9 protein-coding genes and 2 pseudogenes are annotated in these 18,644 nt (G+C 59.0%); 5 read left to right on the top strand and 6 right to left on the bottom strand.

From position 1 onward, the window contains the following. The coding region (locus RAH32_RS20010) for a relaxase/mobilization nuclease domain-containing protein (protein ID WP_306610172.1) at window positions 1–732 on the bottom strand (732 nt) is incomplete at its 3' end. Further along, window positions 713–1,261, bottom strand: coding sequence for a hypothetical protein (locus tag RAH32_RS20005; protein ID WP_306610171.1), 549 nt, complete (start codon window positions 1,259–1,261; stop codon window positions 713–715). The genes RAH32_RS20010 and RAH32_RS20005, both read right to left, overlap by 20 nt. Window positions 1,262–1,557: 296 nt before the next feature. Between RAH32_RS20005 and RAH32_RS20000 the strand changes: the two are divergent. From RAH32_RS20000 to RAH32_RS19990, 3 genes and pseudogenes are all read left to right on the top strand, one after another. After that, a pseudogene (locus RAH32_RS20000) lies at window positions 1,558–1,680 on the top strand (IS5/IS1182 family transposase); the annotation flags it as partial. A 560-nt stretch (window positions 1,681–2,240) separates the two neighbouring features. Further along, window positions 2,241–8,324 carry a peroxidase family protein gene (locus RAH32_RS19995; protein ID WP_306610170.1) on the top strand — a complete coding sequence of 2,028 codons (6,084 nt, stop codon included), beginning with the start codon at window positions 2,241–2,243 and terminating at the stop codon, window positions 8,322–8,324. Between the two features lie 935 nt (window positions 8,325–9,259). Next, window positions 9,260–10,062, top strand: a protein-coding gene (locus tag RAH32_RS19990; protein ID WP_306610169.1) for an IS5 family transposase whose coding sequence is annotated in 2 segments (ribosomal slippage) — window positions 9,260–9,590 and window positions 9,590–10,062 — 804 coding nt in all. Because the reading frame shifts where the segments join, the coding sequence is not laid out codon by codon here. A gap of 8 nt (window positions 10,063–10,070) precedes the next feature. Here the strand turns inward: RAH32_RS19990 and RAH32_RS19985 are convergent. Further along, complete coding sequence (locus RAH32_RS19985) at window positions 10,071–11,444, bottom strand: glycosyltransferase family 4 protein (RefSeq protein ID WP_306610168.1); 1,374 nt, start codon at window positions 11,442–11,444, stop codon at window positions 10,071–10,073. After that, a complete protein-coding gene (locus RAH32_RS19980) occupies window positions 11,441–12,265 on the bottom strand; it encodes a glycosyltransferase family 2 protein (RefSeq protein WP_306610173.1) in 825 nt (274 codons plus the stop codon). The genes RAH32_RS19985 and RAH32_RS19980 overlap by 4 nt, the downstream gene beginning before the upstream one ends. A gap of 526 nt (window positions 12,266–12,791) precedes the next feature. Here RAH32_RS19980 and RAH32_RS19975 point away from each other — a divergent pair. Continuing rightward, a pseudogene (locus RAH32_RS19975) lies at window positions 12,792–13,590 on the top strand (IS5 family transposase). A 181-nt stretch (window positions 13,591–13,771) separates the two neighbouring features. On the opposite strand, the gene RAH32_RS19970 reads toward RAH32_RS19975, so the two are convergent. Both RAH32_RS19970 and RAH32_RS19965 read right to left on the bottom strand, forming a co-directional pair. Next, the gene (locus RAH32_RS19970; RefSeq protein WP_306610167.1) at window positions 13,772–14,506 is read right to left on the bottom strand and encodes a VPLPA-CTERM sorting domain-containing protein; all 735 of its coding nucleotides are present in this window, start codon (window positions 14,504–14,506) and stop codon (window positions 13,772–13,774) included. Window positions 14,507–14,873: 367 nt separating this feature from the next. Further along, entirely contained in the window at window positions 14,874–15,326 is a 453-nt protein-coding gene (locus RAH32_RS19965; RefSeq protein WP_306610166.1) for a hypothetical protein, read from the bottom strand. 492 nt (window positions 15,327–15,818) lie between these two features. On the opposite strand from RAH32_RS19965, the gene RAH32_RS19960 reads away from it, so the two are divergent. Further along, window positions 15,819–18,479, top strand: coding sequence for an aminotransferase class III-fold pyridoxal phosphate-dependent enzyme (locus tag RAH32_RS19960; RefSeq protein ID WP_306610165.1), 2,661 nt, complete (start codon window positions 15,819–15,821; stop codon window positions 18,477–18,479). Window positions 18,480–18,644 lie beyond the last annotated feature (165 nt).

The following is an 18,644-nucleotide window of genomic DNA, read 5'->3' as shown; positions in this document are numbered from 1 at the left end:
GATCTCGGCGCGGCTCGGCCCATAGGTCAGGATGCCCCGCTCGAGGCGTGAGGAAGCATCAAGTTCCACCCCCATCCCGCCCGCGATCTCCACCAGCCGCTCCTTCATGGTGGCAAGGTTGAAGGCATGATCCTTTGCCATGAAGAACCAGGTGTCCTGCTCGAGCCCGCGGTTGTTCACCACGATATGGACATGGGGGTGCGAGCGGTCGGTGTGCAGCGCCGCCACATAGGCCCATTCATCCTGCACATGGGTGCCTGACTGGAACATCTCGAAGGCCCAGGCCTCCGCGATCCGCAGGGCCTTTTTGGGCGCAAGGTCATAGGGAAATGACAGGAGCAGATGCGTGGTATGGCCGTTCTTCGGATCGCCCCGCCAGCCGTCCGACCAGTCGAGCGCGATCGCGTGGCGCTGCTCGGCCGTCAGCCCCTCCGCGTCGGGATCAAGCCCGATGGTGTTGCCGAACACGGCCTCGGACTTCGTGAAGAGATACCGGAGCTGCGCCTTGAGCCGGACCGGCGTTTGCGTGCCGCCCCGCGCGATCTTCTTCAGCACTGCGGCGTTCGAGCCTTGGCCCACCCGCCAGAGATTGCGCGCCCGCGCCGAGAAGGACGATCCCCCTGCCCCGGAGTGGCGGGACCGGCCCTTGCCAAAGCCGCTGTCGCGCGGCACCCGGCCGCCAGCGCGGCGCAGCCGGATCTCGCCGATCAGGTCATCCGAGAGGCTCGCCATGCTCCGCCTCCCTGAACTCGGCAAAAAGCCGGATGCCGCGCCGGCGCTGCTCGTCCATTACCGCCCGCAGATAGGAGCGCATCTCCGGCAGGCTCTGGCGCAAGGCACTGAGTGCCGCCCAGTGCTCGTGAGCCGGATCGATCCGGCCCTGGCCCGCTGCCAGGGCAATCGCATTCACGCTGACGCCGATCTCGTGCAGCTCGCCCCGGATCGCCTCCAGGCCGCCCGCCGTTGCCGGATCCGCCTCAAGCATGCCCGAGGTGGCCCGCAGCAGGGCCCGCAGAGCGTCCGAGTTCGAGCCAAAGCCATGCCGGCTCTTCAAGGTCTCGAGCACCTCCAGCTCGACCGGCGACAGCCGCGCGGAGACGGCTTGGCCTCCGGTGGTGGCCGTCTCCCGGCTGCGGCGAGGGCCGTCCGGGCGGGTCTTGCTGATCTGTTTGCCAGAACCGTGCTGTGACGCGGGCGAGCGCCGCTTGCCGCCGGGGCGCACTGGGTCTGCGGGGGTTGAGGGCGTGTCTCGAAGGGCCATCGGGCACTCCATTCCACAAGTGTAGACATTGAGCATTTCCTGCCATCTCTACACCCCCACCATGCCATATTTCAGGGGATCTGTCACGGGTTTTGTCCCATAGAGGGTTGAAGCGTCGAAACTACACCTCGATCATACACCTCGATGGCCACCCGAGATTACACCGAACGTGTCGGTGAAATTACACCACGTCCGCGGACACCACCCATGGCAGGGGTGAGTCCGGCGATGCCCATATCGGGGGGTAATCCTCCCGTTTTAGCGGTGCGCAGCCGTAGAATTCACGCCGCCATCTCGGTGAACGGATCGCCTCATGAAACCCGGGCAGACAAACGGTCAAAATCCACATCCGCATTGCCCTTATGAACCGCTTAAATCCACTCGGCACCGTCGAGATCAAGCGCGTGGCACGATGCTAGGAAGGTAAAGGAAACTTACCTAAATTGAGTTTTGCAACAAACGCAGATTGGGTGCCTATCGACCATTGCAGCTAGACTCACGAACCTTTTATACAATCTTGCATTGATTATATAATAGTAAAACAACTTATGGCGTAATGGCGACTGCCTTTTTCATGTATCTAAGTAGCGCTGAAGTTTATTACCAACTATCAACTAATCTCTAAGTTGTTTATTTTGATCAAATAAATTTGATTTGACAAAATCATAAAAGCGCATCTGCAGAGATGCTCTCCAATAAGAAACTTTAACCAAGATCTTCTTTTCAGTGCTTTAATTACGTTCTTACCCATTGCTTTACAACAGTTTTGTATTGATAATTTGTATTATTTCACTGGATGAAAAATTCATTTTGCTGATAAAAAATAGATCAAATACTCGCTTGTGGTTGAGTTCCTATATTTCGCTCAACTAGCTGCATAGCAATCAAAAGCCTCATCAATAAAAAACTCTTGTTGCAAAAAAGTTCCCCAAAAATTCACGTGAGGCGAGATAGCGTTTTTATCGAGGGGAAGAGGGATATGGTTTCGCTCATCAAGCATGATCTGGATTTCATTCTTAAACAGATCAAGATTGCCGAAGCGCATGCCAATGGCACACCGCTTAACGAAATCCGTGTGAATGCCCAGGGCAATGTCGTGTCAACTGGCGGCACCCTTGCAATCAGTAATCCATTGGCCCCCTATGGCCTGCGCACGGTCAACGGCAGCTTCAACAACCTGACGGAAGACCGTGAGCAGTGGGGCGCGGCCGATCAGCCGTTCACGCGCGTCACGCTTCCGATCTGGCGCGACGAGGGCGACGACGCGATGCCCTTTCCGGGCTATGCGGACAGCAATAACTACGGCCAAACCGGCAATGTCGTCGATGCCGATCCGCGCATCATCTCGAACCTGATCGTCGATCAGACGCTTGGCAACCCTGCTGCAGTCTATGCCGGGCTGATGCATGCCGGGCTTTCGGGCTCTGCGCTTCAGACCGCGCTGACCAAGATCACCGACGCCTATAGCCCGCTGAAGGCCGCGCCACTCGCCCGTGTACAGGCCGACGCCGCGCAAACCACAGCCAATGCCGCCCAGACGGCGGCCGACACTGCACGCGACGAGGCCACTGCCGCCCGTGCCACAGCCGACGCGGCCGAGGAGGGCGAGATCAACCCGAGTACCGGCGCGACATATGCAGACGAGGCCACGGCGCTTGAGCGAACGGCCGCGACGCTTGAGGCCCAGGCAGTCACGCGCCAGGAAGAGGCCACTAAGCTTGACGCCGCCGCTGATGGACTGGAGGTGAAAGCCCAGACCGCCTATGCGGATGCCCAGGAGGTTGCCAAAGGCTACGGCATCGAGATGGACAACAACACCATCCTGCTGCCCAACGTGTCGCCCGATGAAGGGCTGTCCGCTCCATACAATTCCTGGTTCACGCTGTTCGGCCAGTTCTTCGACCACGGGCTTGACCTTGTCGCCAAGAAGGGCGCGACCATCTTCATTCCGCTCAGCCCGGACGATCCGCTTTACGACCACACGCCGGGCGCCCGGACCAACTTCATGGCGGTGACCCGGACGCTGGAAGGCGCAAACAACACCACCACACCCTGGGTCGATCAGAACCAGACCTACGGCTCGACCGCCTCGAAGCAGCTTTTCATGCGCGAATACGAGATGGTCGACGGCAAGCCCGTCTCGACCGGCAGGCTGCTGGAAGGCGATCGCGGCCTTGCCACCTGGGGCGACATCAAGGAGCAGGCGCGGACGATGCTGGGCATTGAGCTGACCGACGCCGATGTGGGCAACATCCCGCTGTTCGCAATGGATCCCTATGGCGAGTTCATCCGCGGGGCGAACGGGTTGCCGCAGCTGGTCGTGGCCTTTGGCACCGACGGCAAGCTGGGGACGGCCGATGACGTTCTGGTCGAGGGTAACCTTGACAACCCGGTGAACCCGTCCACCGTGGTGAACCCCGTCAACAACGCCGTGGGCGCGATCCGCACCGACCATGCCTTCCTGGACGACATCGCCCATAACGCGGTGCCGGTGGCCAACAAGGGCGGCGTCCTGCAGGCGGACGGCGACAATGCGGTGGGCTACAAGAACGCGGACGGATCGAACGGTCCGACCGATCGCGGCCAGAACACCGCCTATGACGACGAACTGCTTGACGCCCACTACATCACCGGTGACGGGCGCGGGAACGAGAACATCGGCCTTTCGGCGGTCCACCACGTCTTCCATTCCGAACACAACCACCTGGTCGAACAGGTCAAGGTGCTTGCCTTGGAAGCGGGCAACCTGACCTTTGCGAACGAATGGATGCGGACCCCACTGACCCAAGCGCAGCTGACAGCGATACAAGCGCAGCTGACAGCCATAGAAAACGGTTTGCTTCCAGAGATAAGCAAGGCGGACTTCATCGACTCGCTTTCGGATGGCGACAGCAGTACCGGCGTGCCCGGCGTCGAGATCAGGTGGGACGGCGAGCGGCTGTTCCAGGCGGCCCGCTTCACCAACGAGATGGAATACCAGCACCTCGTCTTCGAGGAATTCGCCCGCAAGGTGCAGCCCGACGTGGACGCGTTCGTCTTCAATCCTTCGCTGGACATCAACCCGGCGATCTTCGCCGAATTCGCCCACGTCGTGTACCGCTTCGGTCATTCGATGCTGACCGAAACCGTGGACATGATCGATGCCCAAGGCAATGACACCAGCATGGATCTGTTCGATGCCTTCCTGAACCCGCTGGCCTTCGGCGACGTGAACATCAGCCACGACGTCGCTACCGGAGCCATCGTGCGCGGCATGACAGCCCAGGTCGGCAATGAAATTGACGAGTTCGTCACCAATGTTCTTCGCAATCAGCTTGTTGGCATCCCGCTTGACCTTGCGGCGATCAACATCGCCCGCGGTCGAGACACCGGCATGCCGTCGCTGAATGAGGCACGACGGCAGTTCCAGGATGTCGCGAATGGCGACACCCAGCTTGATGCCTACACAAGCTGGTCCGACTTTGCTCTGAACCTCAAGAACCCGGCATCGATCGTCAACTTCATCGCGGCCTATGGCACGCACAGCACGATCACCTCGGCCAAGACGGTGGACGCAAAGCGAGATGCGGCGATGAAGCTGGTGTTCGGCGACCGGACGTTGACGGACAACCCGAACACGACCGTCAATGAGGTCGCCGCCTTCAACGCTGATCGGCTAGACTTCCTCAATGCCGAAGGCATCTATGCGGGCGGCAAGCTCGGCGGGCTGGAGGACATTGACCTCTGGATCGGCGGCCTGGCAGAAAAGAAGATGGCCTTTGGCGGCATGCTGGGGTCCACCTTCTCGTTCATCTTCGAACTGCAGCTTGAAAATCTTCAGAACGCAGACCGTTTCTACTATCTGTCCCGCGTTCAGGGCCTCAACCTGCTCAACGAGCTGGAAAACAACTCGCTGGCCAAGATGGTGCTGAGGAACTCCGATCTGGGTGAAAGCGGGTACGCGGTGCCCGGCGACATCTTCTCGACGCCGGACCATGTCCTTTATGTGGACAAGGCCATTCAGGACAGGTTCCACCACAACGATCCGACGCATACCGACGTCTATCTCGAGGCTCTTTCGGCCATGGTCGAGCGCCGCGATACGAACAACGATGGCAAAACCGACTACCTGCGCGTCAACAGCAACGACCACTTCCTGATCCAGGGCACCGACAGTGCTGAAACCATCATCGCGGGCGGCGGCGACGACGCAGTCTGGGGTATGGGCGGCAACGACCGAATCGAGGCCGGATACGGCGTGGACAAGATCCACGGCGGCAAGGGCGACGACATCATCGTCAACTCGGGCACCGACATCGGCGAAGTGGACATGCTGCACGGAGAGGAAGGCAACGATGTCATCCACGCCGGCTCAGGCTTGGCGCTGGTCTTCGGAAACCAGGGCCAGGACTTCATGATGGCCGGTCCCGACGGCAAGGAACTCTTTGGCGGCACTGGCAACGACTTCATCATGGGCGGCGAAGGCGGCGACTTCCTGCTGGGCAATGAAGGCGATGACTGGCTGGAAGGCGGCAACGGGTTCGACGTCATCGCCGGCGACAACTCGGAACTGTTCTTCAACTCCTCCATCATCGGCCATGACGTGATGTTCGCAGGTCAGAACGAACAGGATTTTGACGCCGAATCTGGCGACGACATCATGGTCCAGGGCGCCAGCGTCATGCGCAACGAGGGCATGTGGGGCTTTGACTGGGCCATCCACAAGGGCAGCTCTGTGGCGGCCGATGCCGACCTGCTACGGCCGATCTTCACCACCGACGAACAGGACATCCTGCGCAACCGCTATGACGCGGTGGAGGCCTTGTCGGGCTGGGACAAGAACGACGCCATCAAGGGCGACAACCGCGGCACGGCTGCGGATGGAGAAGAGCCCGAAGTCACGCCGGTCCTGGCCGGGGCCGAAGGCACGATGGCGCAGCATGAGCTGACCCAGGCGGGCGTAGACCGCATCGCCGGAATGCGCGCCCTGCTGGGCAATTGGGTCGAGGCTGCGACAGGAACGGCCGCACAGCGTGAAGAGGTCATTGCCTTTGACGACGGCAACATCCTGCTTGGCGGCGGCGGCAGCGACGTCATCGAGGGTCGCGGCGGCAACGACGTGATCGACGGCGACAAATGGCTGAACGTCCGCATCAATATCGTCGTCCCGGCGGATAAACCTAACCCCGGAACCTACTCGGCCGAAAGCATGGGCGGCAGGGTCTACCTTGCCAGCGACATCGTGGAAGGCGTGGTCCGGACGGGCGCGGTGGCGCAGTTCGCCGGCAAGGCGCTCAACGCGCTGATGCTGGACCGGACGCTGAACCCTGGACAACTGTCGATTGTCCGCGAGATCGTCAAGGACGACGGCGTTGGCGACACAGACGTTGCGGCCTACTGGGACGTTAAGGAGAACTACACGGCCACCAAGAACGCGGACGGTTCGATCACCATTGTCCATTCCGGCTTCGACCAGGCCAATGTGCCTGCCGGGACAAACGCCGTCTCGGACGGTGAGGACAAGCTGTGGAACATCGAAAGGGTTCGCTTCGGGGACGGTGAGGTCAACATCGACAGTCTTCTGAATGTCGCTGCCACCGGCGGGCCGACGATCAGCGACACGACCCCAACCGAGACGCGGGCCATCACGGCCAGTACGGCCGGGATCGTCGATCCGAACGGCGTGCCATCAACCGCTGCCTGGCAGTGGCAGGTGTCCACCAACGGCGGTACGACCTGGACCAACATCGCCGGCGCAACGGCTGCGTCCTTCACCCCGGCACAGGCTCATGTGGGCCGGGTCCTGCGGGTGCAGGCCACCTTTACGGACAACGGCGGCTTCGTTGAAACCGTGGTCTCGGCCCCGACCGGCATCGTGGGAGACAGCATCGTCACCAATATCGGCAACATCACCGGAACTGCAGGCGACGATATCCTGACCCACACCGCCGGGCTGCTCGGAACCGCCAACACCCTCAACGGCGGCCTCGGCGCCGACACGATGAGCGGTGGTCAGGGCGGCGACACCTACATCGTCGACAACGCCGGCGACGTGGTGATCGAGGGCACCGGCTTCGGCGCCCTCGGCACCGACACCGTGCAGACCTCGCTGGCGACCTATACCCTCGCCAACAACGTCGAGAACCTGACCTATATCGGGAACACGGCCCCGACGACCACCTTCAACTGGACCGGCAACGCCTTGGCCAACACCATCACCGGGGGCAACGGCGCCAACACCCTAAGCGGCCTTGCAGGTAATGACACCCTCAACGGGGGTGGCGGCAACGACACCCTCAACGGCGGCGACGGCAATGACGCCCTCAACGGGGGCGCCGGAGCCGACGCGCTCAACGGCGATGCCGGCAACGACACCCTCAACGGCGGTGCCGGCAACGATGCCCTCAACGGGGGTGCCGGAACGGACAGGGCAGTGTTCAGCGGTGCGGTTGGAAACTACAGCTTCGCTCTGAGTGGATCGAGCATCGTCGTGACGGCACTTACCGGAACCGATGGGGCCGATACGCTGTCTGCGGTCGAGGAACTTAGCTTCGGCGGTTCTGTCCTGACGGTCCGGCAGGGCACGATCGCCAGTCAGACCCTCAACGGCGTCAACAACGTGGCGGATCTGATGCTGGGCTTTGGCGGAAATGACACGCTGAACGGGCTGTCAGGCAATGACGTCCTTGTCGGGGAGGCCGGCAACGACATCCTCAATGGCGGCAGCGGACGGGACATCCTGTCGGGCGCTGCGGGGGCTGACCGGTTCGTGTTCACCTTTGCCTCGGACACAGGGGTGGGTACCGCAGCGCGGGACGTAATCCGCGACTTTGAGGTGAACGTGGTAGGCGAGCTGATCGACCTGTCCGCCATCGATGCCAGCAGCGTCGCGATCGGCAACAACGCCTTTACCTTCCTCGGCAACGCAAACTTTAATACTGCCAACGACAACGGGGGGCTGCGGTACTTCCAGCAGAACGGCAACACCATCATCCAAGGCAGCACCGACAACGATCTAGCTCCTGAGTTCGAGATTGAATTGATAGGGCTCCGTACGCTTACGGCCAACGACTTCATCCTGTAACAGGGTCAACCAAGGCAACAAGCAATGACAATATTGGCCGGGAGCGTCGCACAACGCCCCGGCCAACTTTCTCTTAGGCTCAGATGGGTATCTGGCTTGGGCTTTGTCGCAAACTGCTAGAGCTTCCCGCTAAGCTTGTAAGCGCGAAGCCTCGATACAATAGACTGCCCATCGTCCTGACACACACTTCCGCAACCAGGCGCTGAAGCCGGGCCGCGCGATCTGACCAGACCCGGAGCGCCCCAGGTCCTCCTCGATTACTCAAACCTCCGCCATCTGGTATTGCCGCCGTTGGCTCTCCAGGTTGGCAAGGACTTGGCTCATCGTCAACCAACGGACATAAACAAGCGCACTGTGGCGAGATGCTCAACGGTGATCATTGCATGCATCATTTTGCGCGCCTCTGCCATCTTGTTCGCGACCATCAGCAGCAGCTCGGCCAAAGGCTCCAGAATCGCGGGTGTCGCTGATACTACCGAAGGACGGTTCCCGCTGTCGCCAAGGGGCAAGCAGAGCTGCTTGGGTTCCGGTCGCTTTGGATGCGAGAGGCGTTTGGATCGGCAAGGAATACGCATCCTCCTCTAGAATCAATCTCCCGGAGCGTGGAGCAACCTGGCATGACGCATCAGATGCAAGGTTCGGGTGAGCGCTTTCAAGGCCTAAGCTGCCCTTCATGCCCAGGAGCAGACGATCCTTGGGCAGGCAAGGATTGTAGATGTTGTCTCTTGCTACCAACTCTTGGCCTTGGCAGCTTGTGAAAGGTTCACGCCGAAGACGCCTGCCTTGGACAGACGAACCCCGGTCAATGATCAAGCTTGTGGGTTTTCTAGGAACTGCTCGGCCTGCATGGCCGCCTCTCTGCGCATATGCGCCGGAACTAAGAGGGCGTTTCAAAACCACTTGCAGGCGGATTCGTCCTGTTAGAGTAGCGGTTTATGTCTGCCATGCTTGTCTCTGACGGCCTTTGGGCCGTGATCGAACCTTTGTTGCCATCCACGTCTCGGTCCGCGAAAGGCGGGCGGCCTCGGGTCTGCGACCGGGCCGCTCTGGCCGGGATCATGTTTGTCCTGCAGAGCGGCATCCCCTGGCGGATGTTGCCCGCAGAGCTGGGCTGCGGCTCGGGCGTGACCTGTTGGCGAAGGCTCAGGGATTGGCAGTTGGCCGGTGTCTGGGATCAGTTGCATCAGGTCTTGCTGCGCCAGCTGCATCGCGCCGGTCATCTCGACTGGACCCGGGCCTGCATGGACAGCGCGTCCATCGCGGCGAAAAGGGGGGCGAAGTCACCGGCCCCAACCCCACCAATCGCGGGCGCCCTGGCACGAAGCGCCACATCGTCACCGACAGGCGAGGCATTCCCCTGACGGTGCGCCTCAGCGGCGCAAACGTCCATGACAGCAGGATGCTCGATCCGCTGCTCGACGCCATTCCTCCCATTCATGGCAAGCGTGGCAGGCCGCGCCATCGGCCCGGCAAGCTGCATGCCGACAAGGGGTATGACTATCCCCGCTGTCGCAAGGCTTGCACCAAACGCGGCATCACGCATCGCATTGCCAGGAAGGGCATTGAGAGCAGCAGTCATCTCGGAAAGCATCGCTGGGTCGTCGAGCGCACATTCGCCTGGCTCTCCAAATTCCGGCGCCTCGCCGTCAGATACGAGCGCAGGGCCGACATTCACCTCGCCTTCACCATCTTGGCCTGCGCCATCATCTGCTTTCGAGCGCTGACAACGTGGTTTTGAAATGACCTCTAAGTGCACAAGTCAGGATGCACCTTCTCCGATTGTGTAGCTGATCCATCAGATACGGGAGTGAACATGTAGTTAGCCTGCTTACAAATGACTGATCGTCTGGCGGGAGGTGCAGGGCGGAGCGTTTCGGGCAGTTTTCCCGCAAGCGAATTAGTAAACAGTTCTGCCAGCCATGCCGCCTCTTGCATCAAGTTATACTCAGCGGTTACCTTCGCGCGCCCGGCACGGCCCATCTCGGCGCATCGCGCTGGATTGGCCATCAGCGCGTCGAGTGCGTCCACCAGTGCAGCAGTGTCGCCGGGCGGTAGAACGAACCCCGAAACGCCGTGCTCAACCAGTTCCGGGATACCTGCAATGTGCGTGGTTATAACCGGCAGACCTGTCGCCATTGCCTCCATCAGCACGATTGGTACGCCCTCAGCGAACGAGGGCAGCACAAGGATGTCAGACGCGGCGAGTGTAGAGGCCACTTGAACCTGATCAAGATAACCCGTGAACGTTACCCGGTCAGCAATTCCAAGAACTTTTGCCCGATGCTCGAGCGCAGCACGCTCAGGGCCGTCCCCTACCATGGTCAGCTGTGCACTCGGATAGCGCACGGCCAGTTTGGCTAGTGCGTCAAGAACTAAAGATGCACCCTTAACTCCCGAAAGCCGCCCCACAAAAACAAGTCTACCCCCCTGATCGTTGGTCGTCGGACGCCCAGCATAAAAATCCGGCGTGATGCCGCAATGGACAATGCGCATCCGGTGCCAGTGGGCGGGGTCACTGAAGAGCATTCCCTGCGAGCGTGCAAAATGGCTGATATAAACTGAAAAGGCCGCCTGCGCGATTTTCTCATCAAGTCGCCAATATTCTGGCGCAAATAGTTCGGTCGGTCCGTGCAGAGTGAAACTGAAGGACACACCACTCATTTTTGCGGCCAGCATTGCGACTGTGCAGCTCGACGAGGCGAAGTGGTTGTGCAGGTGTCGCGCGCTTATTTTGCGAAGATGCTCCGATAGAACCCCAGCTTCTAGGAAGTAAAATAGCTGCCACAACCCCGCTTTTGCGCCCGGCGGTCGCGTCTTCCAAGCAATGCGCAGCGCCTCGAACCAAGCCCAAGGATTGTTCCGCAGCGTGCGCACATGCGCCATGACCAGGTGTCCGGGGGACTTGGCTGCATCAAGAACACAGAAGGTTTCGTGCGCCTCCTCCTGCTGGTCAGAACTGACTGTCTCAGGAGGGGCGCGGCGGATCGTACAAGGCAAGATCTTCAAGCCGAGCGCACGCAATGCGGCGATCTCGCGCTGAATGAAGGTGTGTGACACCTTCGGATATTCTCCGGTGAGATATGCAATTCGCTCCTCGGGCACCTTCTTTCCTACGCTCATCGGCCCCGGGTCCATTCTCTGCCAGAGGATCTTATTCGGGAAGCTCCATGGACCCATAGGTAAATACCTAGACCTACGGGATCGCCGACTGCAATTCGCGTCAAAAGGGTCGGCCCTAACAACGCTTTGGCTTCATTGGCCATGAGGTTTGGCCAGCGTCTGGAAATCTCACGCACACCGGCGTCCTGCCGCCGGCGGACTCGGATAAGGTTATTAATCCCCTCGACCATGGGCCAGTGATAGCGCGCGGGCACCTCGATGCGCTCGTCGGGGGCAAAGTGCAGCCGCACGTAAGTGTCGTCTGAAATAATGTTAGGAAATTTTCCCCACCGTTTTCGACCGGCGGAGTTCACTGCGAAAAGTCCTGCTCCGACGGCACCTCCGCTTACGAAGGGAAGTTGTGTCCAGACCCGGGCATAAGCGCAGGTGGCGTAAGTTTGGGGCCGCGCCACTGATAATGTGCCAGTGGCATAAAGCGGCCGGTCGTTGTGGAGTGCGTTGCGCAACTGCCCTAAAAGGGCTGGCTCACAAATTACGTCGGCGTCGAGAAAGACCCGCACCCCTTCCCCTGCTAATATAGCCTCGGCACGATTGAGTGCCCTTAGCTTGCCTGGCTCGGGGATCGACAAACAGGTCAAATTCCATCCGCGGGCCCGGGCGTGAGCGACGCGGGATTCCACCTTGGACACTGTCCCATCTTGGCAGGCATTAGCTGCGACCACAATATTCACTGGGCCCGCCTTCGAGTCTTGAGCTAAAAGCGCATCAAGACAAGCTCCAATGTAGAGTTCTTCGTTATGCGCTGGTATAATAACAGACACATAATCATCATCAACATTTCTTAGCGGCGTATCTTTAAGGGCAGATAAATTCAATATATGACCTTTGATAACTGGTATGCTGGCAGCAGGTTGTTGGGAGGGAACAGCGATAATTTAAGATACCTAGGAATAGCATCTAAAGCCGTTCTGGCTGTACGCAATTCTATTCATAATAACTCAATTAATGCCATTGATGTTTAGAAAATTATTGAAATTTCGCATAATAATTTACAACGGGGGGGCAATTATCATTGTAGCTTACTGTACTGCAGTCTCTCGAGGGCGACAACTTCTTATAGGCAGATATGAGCAATTTTATTGAGGTGTCTTTATCGACAGGATGCCCTAAGAGAATCAGGGCTCGTCTGTTGAAAGCGGGGATTGCAGTGCGGTCAGAAGGGCGTTGTGGCGGAACTCGCCCGAGCGAGGCTTCACGCGTGGGCTGCAGTCGATTAAGCGTCCTCGCATGACGAAGCCTGAAGCTGTCCGATACCGCACAACGAACTAGAAATCCTGCAATGATGTCCTGGGGGCGGCGCGGATCGCTGCTGATCTGGCTGGACAAGGACATGGCGTGGCTGGCGAACACGGCGCGGCGGCTTGGCCGCCTGTGTTCTCCGATGCGGCAATCCAGTTCTGCCTGATGGTGAAGGTGTTGTTTGGTCTGCCGCTTCGGCAATGCACGGGCATGATGGCCAGCATCCTGGAGATGGCTGGGCTCGACTGGCCGGTGCCGGACTTCTCTACGCTGAGCCGCAGACAGAAGACCCTTGCCGTTCAGATATCAAGCCGCCGCGCGCAAGCACGGCACGCATCGCAGACGCCAGTGTCCGCAAGGTTCATCTGGCCATAGACACAGCTACTGGTGACATCCGGGCGGTGGAGTTCACCTCAAGTCGTGAGAGTGACAGCCCCGTGCTGCCGGGCCTGCTGGATCAGATCCCGTCCGATGAACAGGTCGGTACCGTGACCGGCGACGGCGCTTTCGACACTGGGCGTCGCCACACGGCCATCCTGGATCGCGGAGGCACGGCCATCATCCCGATCCGCAGGAACGGCCGCCTGTGGAAGGAGGACTGCCCGCCGCCCGCGCCCGCAACGACATCCTTCGCGCGAGCAAACGCTTCGGTCGGGCCACCTGGAAGCAGTGGTCCGGCTATCACGCCCGAAGTCGCATCGAGTCGAGAATGCGGTGCTTCAAGTCCTTCGACGAGCGGATCGCCTCACGAGACCCGGACAGACAAACCCCCGAAGTCCACATTCGTGTCGCACTCATGGACCGCTTCAATGCACTCGGCACCGCCGAAATCAAGCGCGTGGCATGAGGTTGATGGGGTAAGGGGAACTCACTCAGATGGGGAGTTCTGCAACAATGCCATGTGACGCTGCCAATGGCTCTTCCTCGTCGCTTAGTGTTGCTCTAGGCATGGAGTTAACGAAAGACAAAAAAAGCGCCGTTCTGAACAAAGAACGGCGCTTCTACAGTGTAAGTATGATTGGTGAAGATCAGACTTTCTTGCGCCGACGCAGGAAGGTCAAGCCTCCCATACCGCCCAGCAGCAACAGGCCGGAAGCCGGAAGCGGAATCGGAGCAACATCGTCTGCCCGAAGCTCAATCTGAGCAATTGCACCATCAACCGAATCCGCCAAGTTGGTCGAGCTGACGAAGAACTGCAGGGCGCCTATGCTACCGAAGTTGAAGCCTTCAGTAGTGGTGAACTGAGAAAGGAACAGCCGCGGGTCATAGCCTAACGTCAGCGTCTCTTCGTAGACCGCTTCACCCCCAAACATGTCCCAAGCAGTGACCCGGAAGAAAGCAGTGTTGTCGAACTTCACATCGTCCGGCTCAGAGAAGAACAGGTAAGGATTAGTGCCGACCAGAAAGTTGACCCCACCCAATCCGGTAGTGTCGACGGAAGTAGCATCATCATTTCCGTCATAGGTGAGAAAACCCTCACCCCGTGCACCAGCTACGTTCGAGAACTTCAGGTTGCCACCGGTAACGTGAAGTTCTGTAGCCCCTTCAGCACTGCCATTCGCACTCGTGTTACGAACAGCCAAATCCCTGTATCCGCCAAGAACATCGGCACTGACTTGAGAGTTGTTGGGGTTGTTCGTCGGCGTGTCTTGGACGCGCTGTTGATCGGCAAAGCTGTCAATGACCAAGAAGGTCGCTGCGAAGGCTGGTGCGCCTGTCACAAGAAGCGCCACCGAAGCCACGGTGCCAAGAAACTTTCTCATCAGTAATACCCCCGTTGATAACCAGGCCACTTAGGACGCCTAGCTCATTAATACCCCGTTCTCCCTAAAGTTCCAGCATTTTTAATCAATTTTTAGGAATTTTTGAGCTTCTGGTCTCAGACTCGCGTAGGCACCCAAAAGCGATGGACCTAAGCATCTTTCTTGTTGATATACTTATGTTTTTTTTCCCAATTGCGCGGGTTAAGAGCCAAAAAATCCTAAAGCAAGAAGCGGTAGCGTAGAAAGGGTGGCAACTTGAGGTTTACAGTAGCGGACAATGGCAACCTACGGTTCACATCAGGGAATTCCTGAGTGGTTCTCTTTGTCTCCTTTGACGACCTGATTCGCTGCTCTACTGCAATCCCCATCAGGAGGGGCCCCCGGCTAAAGGCTGTGCTAACGCCAGCGGAATGCCTTCTGTTTCCGCAAAAACCATAAGGTCTTCTTCAATCTGTTCAATTGCTTGCATCCAAACTGGGTCTGTCAACAACATATGAAAGGCTTTGCGCCGGTGCTCTTTCCCGATGTCCGTTAAGGCAAGCCCGTGCTCGTCTTTCACAAGATGACCTGCAATTTGAAGGCGCAGGATGAGACCTTCTATAGAAGGATAGGTTTCGTCACCCTGAACCTTGCCGTTCAGTCTTAGGAAATACCGTAGCCCTAGGGAAAGAAGACCAGTCAAGCTTTCCTGATCCAGGCTCCACACTAGGCGATCTTTAAAATTGTAAATAATATCAAGTATGTACCCCGAGATGGGATGATCCATAACCTCCAAAGGATGAATGAACGTCGTTCGGAGATCAGAATGTAAATAGGTCATCGAATTTTCCGGCAAGCTGCTCTTCGAGACATTTTAAGACTTGTAGCACTCTTGGGTAACGCAGGGTCAAGATGCTTATGTCTAAATAACCCATGGAACAATCGTAAGTTCCATTCCGTCCGTGCACGAGCCACAAATCTGGCAGCAGACCATTTTTCTTTGGATTGAGCTTTCCTTGCCTCTCCTAGCGGAAAACCGCTCGCATGCAGGCAGTTGCTAGCGGCATTCTGCCGGACAGAACGTCTTGGAAAGACAGGGAGTTCCCTTCGGAGAAAAGTCGCGACAGTTATACGCGGGAAGGCAAATTTGGTTTGTCCATCGAGGCTGCCCTACTTACCTAGCTTAATATGAAGAGAGTGGCTTTCGCAAATCTCAACCTTTGGTTGAATTTCTCCCTTAGGGTAACCCTGCAATGGTTTTGACGTGCCCTCTACATGAATGTGCCAGATGTTTGCTGCGGCAAACTCATGGCGAACCTCTGATGGAGTCCTGATGTCCTCGCTGAATCCTGCCCGTGCCCAGTTGCTTGAGACATTCGCCCTTGATTCAGCCATGATCCGTGGGTTCGGAGCCTGCCTCTTTGACGACAATGGCAACGAGTATCTTGATTTTCTCTCGCAATACGGAGCTTTGCCGTTCGGCCACAACCCAGAACAGGTCTGGGCGGCGCTTCGCAATGCCCAGATTGCCCAGCTTCCATCCATGGTTCAGCCACTTCGCTCTCCTGAGGCAGAGCGTCTTGCCTGCAGACTGGCCGAGATCACGCCGGGCGACCTGGCGATCACGACCCTGACCAACAGCGGCGCCGAAACCGTCGAGGCGGCGATCAAGCTGGCCCGTATCCGCACCGGACGGCAGATTATTCTTTCCACGCGCAACGGCTTTCACGGCAAGACCTTGGGGGCGCTTTCCGCGACGGGCAAGCCACTTTACCAGCAAGGCTTCAACGCCCCTGCGCCCGACTTCGACTATCTTCCTTTTGGCGATCTTGCCGCACTCGAAGCGCGACTGGTGGTTCAGGGAGAGGAGATTGCAGCTTTCATCTTGGAACCCATCCAGGGCGAGGGCGGCGTCGTCTGTCCGCCTGAGGGCTATGTCGAGGCGGCCATCGCGCTGTGCCGCAGGCATGGTGTCCTGACGATCCTTGACGAGATCCAGACCGGTCTCGGACGCACTGGCCAGCTGTTCGCCTGCTCGGGCTTCCGTGACGTGCCGGACATGCTGCTGCTGTCCAAGGCGCTTGGGGGCGGATTGATGCCGATCGGCGCCTGCATTGTGCGCCCTTCGGCTTGGGACGACCGATTTGGGCGCCTGCACAGCTCGACCTTTGCCAATAACGCGCTGGCGGCCACCGCTGCCTGTGCAACGCTGGATCAGCTTCTGGCAGACAATGGAGCACTGATCCGGCAAGTGGCCGAGAACGGCGCCTATATCCGTGCCCGCCTTGAGGCGCTGCAGCGCGACTACCCTGATGTCATCCGCGAAGTGCGAGGCCGCGGTTACATGCTGGGGCTTGAATTCCAACCTCTAGAAGAGCGGGGAGATTCTGCCATTATGGCCCATGCCGGCCTGAATGGTGGGGTGACGGCCCTGATTGCCTCCTATCTGGTCAACGTCCAGAAGGTACTGACCGCACCCTTGTTCAATGACAGCCGGGTGCTGCGCCTCCAGCCGCCGCTGATCCTGGACCGGACAGGTCTTGATCGGGCAGTCAATGCCCTGGCAGTGGTCTGCGACATCCTTCATCGCGGCGACTACCATGCCCTGGTGCGCCATCTTGTTCTGCGCCGGCCAGGGAAAGTCGCCCACCAACCCGCTTCCGAGGCATCGGCAAGGGAACCTGCGCCCTTGTCGAAGCCCGATACGGTCAAGGGCCGCTTCGGCTTCGTGATCCACTATACCGAGGAGGAGGACATCTTCCATTCGGATCCCTCGCTGCGGCAGTTCAGCGGCACGGAACTGGATGACTGGAAGGCCTGGGTGAAGCGTCTTGGACCGGGCTTCGTCCGTCAGATCCCCGAAGTCGTCTCAAAGACCGGAGAGGTTGCCTCTGGCTGGCTTCTGTCCGTGCCCATGCTGCCCGCCGACATGCGCGGCAAAGGCCGCAACGAGGCGCGGCAGATGATTGCCGAGGCCGTGGATCTTGCCGGGGGTGCAGGGGCTTGCCGGGTCGGACTGGGCGCCTTTACCTCGATCGTGACCCGCGGCGGCGAGACTGTCACCGGCCGCGGTGTCCCCATCACCAGCGGCAACACGCTGACCACCGTCTCGGCGGTGAAGGCCATTACGCAGCTGTGTCGGCGCACCGGATTGTCCTTGGAGGACGCTCATGTGGTCGTCGTGGGCGCCTCGGGGGCGATCGGTCGGCTGGGGGCGATGCTGCTGGCACGCCGTGCGGGAAGCATGACGCTTGTGGGCAATGCGCAAAACCCCTTTGCCCCGCGCCTTCTGGCGAAGGTTGCCGACGAGATCCGTCTTTCCCTGGCCGAAGCCCACCCGACCGGCGCCTGGACCCCTGGGCACTTGGCACGGACAATCTGCATGCCAAGAAAAGATGAATATACTGGGGCCAATGTGAATGCCCCCTGCGGCATGAGCAATGCCCAGGACAGTGCGGGACGCCTGTCCTGGACAACGGATCTTGCACCGGCTCTGGCCAAGGCCGACATCGTTCTTGTGGCAACCAGCTCGGATACCGTGCTTGTTGATCCCACCCAACTCCGGCCCGGAACCCTTGTCTGCGATGTGGCCCGTCCGCCCAATGTCGCAAGTTCGGATCTCTCAAACAGCGGTGTTCTGGTCTTTGATGGCGGCCTTGTTTGCCCACCCTCGCCAATCGATCTGGGACCTTTCCAGACCCTGCCAAAGAATATTGCGTGGGGCTGTCTCAGCGAGACGATGCTGCTGGCCCTGTCCGGGCAAGAGCAGGATTTCAGCATCGGCTCTACGCTCTCGCTGGCCCATGCTGATCTGCTTGCAGCCTTGGCCGAAAAACATGGCTTCGAGCCGGCAGCGCCGCAATGGTATGGAACCCTCGTGACAGAGGAAGAGCTTGACAGCTTCGCAGCCTATGTTCGAGCGTATCAAGGCCCGGCGCATGCGGCAAGCCAGCTTGGCCGCAATCCCAAAAATAGCATCGCTGCAGCCAGATAGGTATCCTGCAGGAGTGCTAGTACTACAGTTGCGCTTTATGTTATTCCCTGATCCAATGGGGGTATGTCGCTTGGCGGGGGGTGGGTTGGCATGTCTGTTGCGGACTGGACGGGAACCCTGATCGACTGGCAGGCCGCGCTCAAGGAATTGAGAGAGATCATCGCG

It is taken from the genome of Paracoccus yibinensis (assembly GCF_030846195.1).
Classification (GTDB): Bacteria; Pseudomonadota; Alphaproteobacteria; order Rhodobacterales; family Rhodobacteraceae; genus Paracoccus; species Paracoccus yibinensis.
The sequence above is the reverse complement of the archived record's forward strand: the minus strand, read 5'-3'. Positions and strand labels throughout refer to the sequence as shown.

Bases quoted from the DNA above. Each gene is read 5' to 3' on its own strand.
- RAH32_RS20005 (WP_306610171.1), bottom strand. From the start codon at position 1,261: ATGGCCCTTCGAGACACGCCCTCAACCCCCGCAGACCCAGTGCGCCCC.
- RAH32_RS19995 (WP_306610170.1), top strand. From the start codon at position 2,241: ATGGTTTCGCTCATCAAGCATGATCTGGATTTCATTCTTAAACAGATC.
- RAH32_RS19985 (WP_306610168.1), bottom strand. From the start codon at position 11,444: ATGAGCGTAGGAAAGAAGGTGCCCGAGGAGCGAATTGCATATCTCACC.
- RAH32_RS19970 (WP_306610167.1), bottom strand. From the start codon at position 14,506: ATGAGAAAGTTTCTTGGCACCGTGGCTTCGGTGGCGCTTCTTGTGACA.
- RAH32_RS19965 (WP_306610166.1), bottom strand. From the start codon at position 15,326: ATGACCTATTTACATTCTGATCTCCGAACGACGTTCATTCATCCTTTG.
- RAH32_RS19960 (WP_306610165.1), top strand. From the start codon at position 15,819: ATGTCCTCGCTGAATCCTGCCCGTGCCCAGTTGCTTGAGACATTCGCC.